The sequence below is a fragment of the Candidatus Symbiopectobacterium sp. genome, assembly GCF_020054415.1.
In the GTDB taxonomy this organism is placed as follows: Bacteria; Pseudomonadota; Gammaproteobacteria; order Enterobacterales; family Enterobacteriaceae; genus Symbiopectobacterium.
In genome coordinates this window covers 1-4,801 of record NZ_JAHWCO010000187.1, presented here as the reverse complement: position 1 = coordinate 4,801, position 4,801 = coordinate 1, and the positions used below count along the sequence as shown (strand labels likewise).

General features: G+C 49.6%; 4 protein-coding genes and 1 pseudogene. 3 read left to right on the top strand and 2 right to left on the bottom strand.

All coding sequences use genetic code 11. From position 1 onward, the window contains the following. From QZ506_RS05575 to QZ506_RS05565, 3 genes and pseudogenes are all read left to right on the top strand, one after another. Positions 1–80 (top strand): annotated as a pseudogene (locus QZ506_RS05575) (lipoprotein); the annotation flags it as partial. 407 nt (positions 81–487) lie between these two features. Then, complete coding sequence (locus tag QZ506_RS05570) at positions 488–1,018, top strand: hypothetical protein (RefSeq protein WP_291969646.1); 531 nt, start codon at positions 488–490, stop codon at positions 1,016–1,018. Beyond that, complete coding sequence (locus tag QZ506_RS05565; protein ID WP_291969645.1) at positions 1,015–1,512, top strand: hypothetical protein; 498 nt, start codon at positions 1,015–1,017, stop codon at positions 1,510–1,512. Before QZ506_RS05570 ends, QZ506_RS05565 begins: the two co-directional genes overlap by 4 nt. 259 nt (positions 1,513–1,771) lie before the next feature. On the opposite strand, the gene QZ506_RS05560 is transcribed toward QZ506_RS05565, so the two are convergent. Together QZ506_RS05560 and QZ506_RS05555 are read right to left on the bottom strand one after the other, a co-directional pair. Next, on the bottom strand, positions 1,772–3,646 hold the full coding sequence (locus tag QZ506_RS05560; RefSeq protein ID WP_291969643.1) for a toprim domain-containing protein: 1,875 nt from the start codon (positions 3,644–3,646) through the stop codon (positions 1,772–1,774). Positions 3,647–3,746: 100 nt separating this feature from the next. Next, on the bottom strand, positions 3,747–4,526 hold the full coding sequence (locus QZ506_RS05555) for a helix-turn-helix domain-containing protein (RefSeq protein ID WP_291969640.1): 780 nt from the start codon (positions 4,524–4,526) through the stop codon (positions 3,747–3,749). Positions 4,527–4,801 lie beyond the last annotated feature (275 nt).

The following is a 4,801-nucleotide window of genomic DNA, read 5'->3' as shown; positions in this document are numbered from 1 at the left end:
TGGGTGAAGCCATGGCCATGGTCAAAGCGCTTAACCGGATCACGCTATTAGGAATGCCGAACAGTATTCGCATCACGTAACAATCGACCCGTATGGGGCGCAGTCGTTACAAGTTCTGATTTATTCAACAAAGCCGTTCTACCTGAATAAAGCGTTAGATCTATGCCCATCAACTGAATCTAGAACGATTACTTATGGCGAATATGAAGCGCAGGGGATTCACATTGGATCTGAAGAGCTTACTCTCCATGGTGGCAACAAAAAAACAGTATCCCTGTTACACATAGTTAAATATGAACCAGGTGGGCAGGCAAACTCAATTCATAAACCATCGTCAAATCAGACCACTGGAGACGTAGATACCGAAGATCCGCCCGAGGATAAGGATTGGATTGATGGCGATGTTTTTGTTCTGGTATCTGGCAACCACGTACTAACATGTGCAAGCAATGTACGTGATTCTGTAGGGTTAAAATTCATAACATCCATGATTGATATATATGTCAACGAACTATCTGGAAGAATAGCCTTCGACAAGGTAGGAAATGCAAACAAATTACAAATTATTCACAGAGAGGGCGTCAGCCGAATTGAACTTAATGCTGACTTGTATGAAGCAACGCTTGGTTGGTTTAATAGCTCCATGAAGAAAAGCCTCATGGGTGGAATTGTCGCTGGAATAAAAACATTTTTTGCCGATGACGATAGCCACCAAGACATAGAGCCAAATGAGAACGTAAGCGCTAAGGTCATCTTGAGTTTTGATAGCAGGAAAAAAGGCGGGAAGCTTGGGCTAGACAAAATGTCTAAGATGGGAATAAATCTTATCCAGGAGGAGTCTAGAACAGACTACACTATTGTCACTAGAGATGGTAAACGGATAAGTCTGAATGACATACAACTCAAGCGAGACATCGAAATATTAAAACACGGTAAAACGGTTGACCGCACAGACGCATGGCATAAACTAGGGGTATATTACAAAGAGCTTGAACAAGATGGATTGATGATGCAATGAGCGAAAGGGTAAGCAAAAAGAAGGTGTTAACATTCTTTTTGTCAATAGCAATCAGTGCCGCTGCTGCTTACTATGGTCAGCCATCAATATCAGATAACTCAAATGCAATCAATGTATTAGTTACAATGTACTCCGTCTTGGCTGGGATACTAATAGCTATTATAAGTGTGATGGGTGATCCGTCAGTACTAGATAGTGGCGGCTCATGGAGGAGAGCATACTTAAGCAGTAAATTGCCCAAGGCCAGATTAACAAGGACGAAAATCCTGTTCCATATCTATCTGATAACATTATTTTTAATATTCGTTTCCTATCTTGTGCCGAAGGTACGTTACCCCCAACTCAGGCTTTGGGTTGAGTATTTTTATGTCTTTTTTGCCTCTATGGCTTTGATTCTGTCTTTTAAGTTACCTTCGACCATAACAGACGTACAAAGAGCAAGGCTGGACAAGAAAATACTCGAGCAAAGAAAAAAAGACGGAATTATTGATTAACCCCCCCACCCGGCCCCGCGCCGTGTTTTTTGTGCCCTGTCGATGAAGCACCTTGACCGACACCTCGCCCCTCCAATCGCTATGGTAAACGCCAGCACCGTTGGTAAACGGGTTGCCAATGGTGTACCAGTTGACCACTAGTGACATCGTTAACCATGGGGGGCGTTTTTACCTACCCAAAAAAAAGCTGCCATTGCCAGCAGCCCCACGATGCATTCTGTTAGATAGGCTGTCATGCCTGTTTCCCTCGCTGTTTTCGTTAAACCGCCATACGGCGCATTTCAGATATCACCGCACTTTGTGACTCCCCCCGTGCGTAGTTAAACGGAATGCTCTTTCTGTCGGCAAGAAACTGATTACTCAGCAGGTTGAAAACCAGGGGAATTTTCCCCTGCCAGCCCTCGCCGTTACGCTGCTTGTCGAGCAATAACAGCGTCCCAGGGGACTCCAGTAGCTTTTGCTCTTTATCCGATAAAACTTCGTTACCAAATTTCCTCGCTTTCTCTACCACCGCTTCACGCGCCTTGTTGCGCCAGACGGTGAGCAGGTTGTCCGTCAAATCCGTGATAGCGCCGCTTCCCTTGACATCCATCTTGCCGACCGGTTTTTCTTCGTTCTCCCCTTTTCGGGGATGAGTGACCAACAGCACATGCACCGGGTAAGTCAGCTTGAACTCGCATAGCGCTTCCATAAACGCCTTCTGGCCGTTGTAATCATCCTCATTCAGTCCGCACATCATCAGCGAGTCCACGACAAACAGCTTGACGCCATAGCGCTTGTGCGCATATTTGAACACGGACAAAATCCGCTCTCCTTTGGCTTTACCTGTTACATTGAACAACCACATCCGCGCATCAAGCAGGTCCATCATCCGGTCTACATCCTGCGGTGACGTATTCCCCGTACATACGGCTTGTCGAATCATCCGTTTCAGCAGGATAGCGGGCCGTAGCTCCATCGAGGCGATGCAGGCAGACACCCCCTGGTACGTCGCCTCAAGCGCCAGATGTCCCACAAACTGCGATTTGCCGTGTCCGTTAACGCCGTTGACCAAGGTCAGTTCGTGCGTCCTGAATCTGAAATTCTGCTCCAGCGTGGGCCACGGACTGGAGAACAGACCGGGAGCGGGTGAAAAAAAAGCCGCATGGACTTCCTGACGGAATTCGCCCGCCCGTTTGAGTTCTGTGGGGTCGAACGTCTCAGCGTCCATGAAGAGCCGTTGAAACTGCTCCACTGAAATATTGTTGACCAGGCATTCGTTAGCGTCCTTGTGAGGGAGTTTCACAAAGCTGCAACGATGGATCCCCAGCCGGGTAGCAATTTCCCTGGCGGCGGATTGCCCGGCGGCATCCATGTCCATGCACAGGAATATCTCTTCGAAACGTGACAGATTTTCGTACTCATGCTCAATCCACTGCTGCTTGGCCCCCGTTCCGCCACCGAAGGGAACCGACAGTGCCGGGATGCCGTACTGGTGGATGCTCATCGCGTCAATTTCGCCTTCACAAATCACCACCAGATTGCGCTCTTTGGGGTTGATGGCCTGCCAGCCAAACAGACAGGGTTCACAATCGGACTCGGCCATGATGATTTTTTTACCGTCATGACGCTCAATCCCCAACCGCTTGATTTGTTTCAACTCACCGTCGCGCAGGTAGGGGAAGGCAATGGCAGGGACTTCCTGCTTGGTCTCGTGGTTGAATATCACCGCGTCGGTCACTTTGAACGCTTGTGTCGTCTCGTGGGAGATCCCCCTTGAGGCCAGATACGCGAAACAGTCGCGGGAGCCTTTGACGCCCTTGCGCTCAGGTTTCTTGAAGATTTTTGCCGGTTTAGGCAGAAAGGCGCTGTCCTCGTCCTTGACACCCAGAAACGCTTTGGCCTCCTGCATCGCCTGGTGGAGTTGGACATGTCGTACCGACACCCACAAGTCCAGCAAGTCGCCACCCTGTCCGCCGTTGAACTCGCACCAGACCTGCTTGCCGGTGAGATTGACCTTGAGCGATTGCCCCTTGTTGCCGTCCAAATCACCGACAACCCATTCCCCATTGACGCGACGACCGTTAGGGAGTAAGTGCACCACCACCTGCTCCACCTGCTGCCACAACAGGCCGGATAATTCCTGGATAGTCATACAGCCTCCAATCGAAAAATCTTAAAGCCCAGCCTCACTGCCGATATCGGCATAACCCCGTGGCAGTAATCGGCAATCAAAACCCGTTTTAGCCATGATTTCATCGCCCCTCCAGAAGTTCATACAGGGCCAGTTCACGCCGTTGCTCTTCGGTCAACCGGGAGACATCGAACGCGGGCGTGGTATTGGCTGGCTCAGTGATTTTCTCGGGGAACAATCCCTGCCAACCCCGTTCGATGGACAGGTTAATCACCGCATCCGGATTCACATGGTTTTCCAGCATCGACCTGATGCGCTTACAGGTGGTCGGGGTCAACGGGTGACGGATTTCATTCCGGTGGCTCACCCAGTCGGCCCAAACCTCTGCTGACACGTTCGACGGTTTTTCGGTTAGCGGGACAAATTTGGTTTTCTTGTCGGCAAGGGGTAAGGGGATATTCTTTACCGGTTCTATGACTGGTTCAAAAGAGTGACTGGTTATGGGGGCAGCTCCTGCCCTACCCCCCAGGGCAGCTCCTGACCCACCCCCGGTCATCTCCTGCCCTACCCCCTCTGGCAGATCCTGACCCAGGTCATCTCCTGCCCCACTATTTTCAGGGGGTTGCTTAACTGAATTGTCGAGCGTGAGATAAAACAGATTGGATTGATTCAGCTCACCATTCTTGCGAAATTCCCTGCGCAGCATTCCCATTTGTTCAAGTGCTCTGATATGGCTTTTGACCGTTGATCTGCCTATTTCACATTGGTCAGCAATGTGTTGGTAAGACGGCCAGCACTCCCCTTTTTCATTCGCATTATCAGCCAGCTTAAGGAGAACCAGCTTGCGTAGCGGATTGCCTACCTTGATATTCATGGCCCTAGCCATCAATGACATGCTCATTTGTGTTTCTCCTCGGACTCATGCCGAGCCAGGTAAAGTTGTTGTTGCAGGCGGAAGCGTTCGGCGAATTTCTTCGCCGCATTCTCTGGCATCAATGTTTGGGCTTCAGGATGAGGGCGATAAGTGCCCTTTTTCGGCTTTGTTGAATAAATAGAACTTTTGGGTAATCATCGGAGCAGATCTCCACAGTTGTTTCAAAATCAGGTCTCCATGGCAAAACAAAATTTTAAAATCACCAACTGGCCCTCTTATAACAAGGCCCTCAAGCAGCGCGG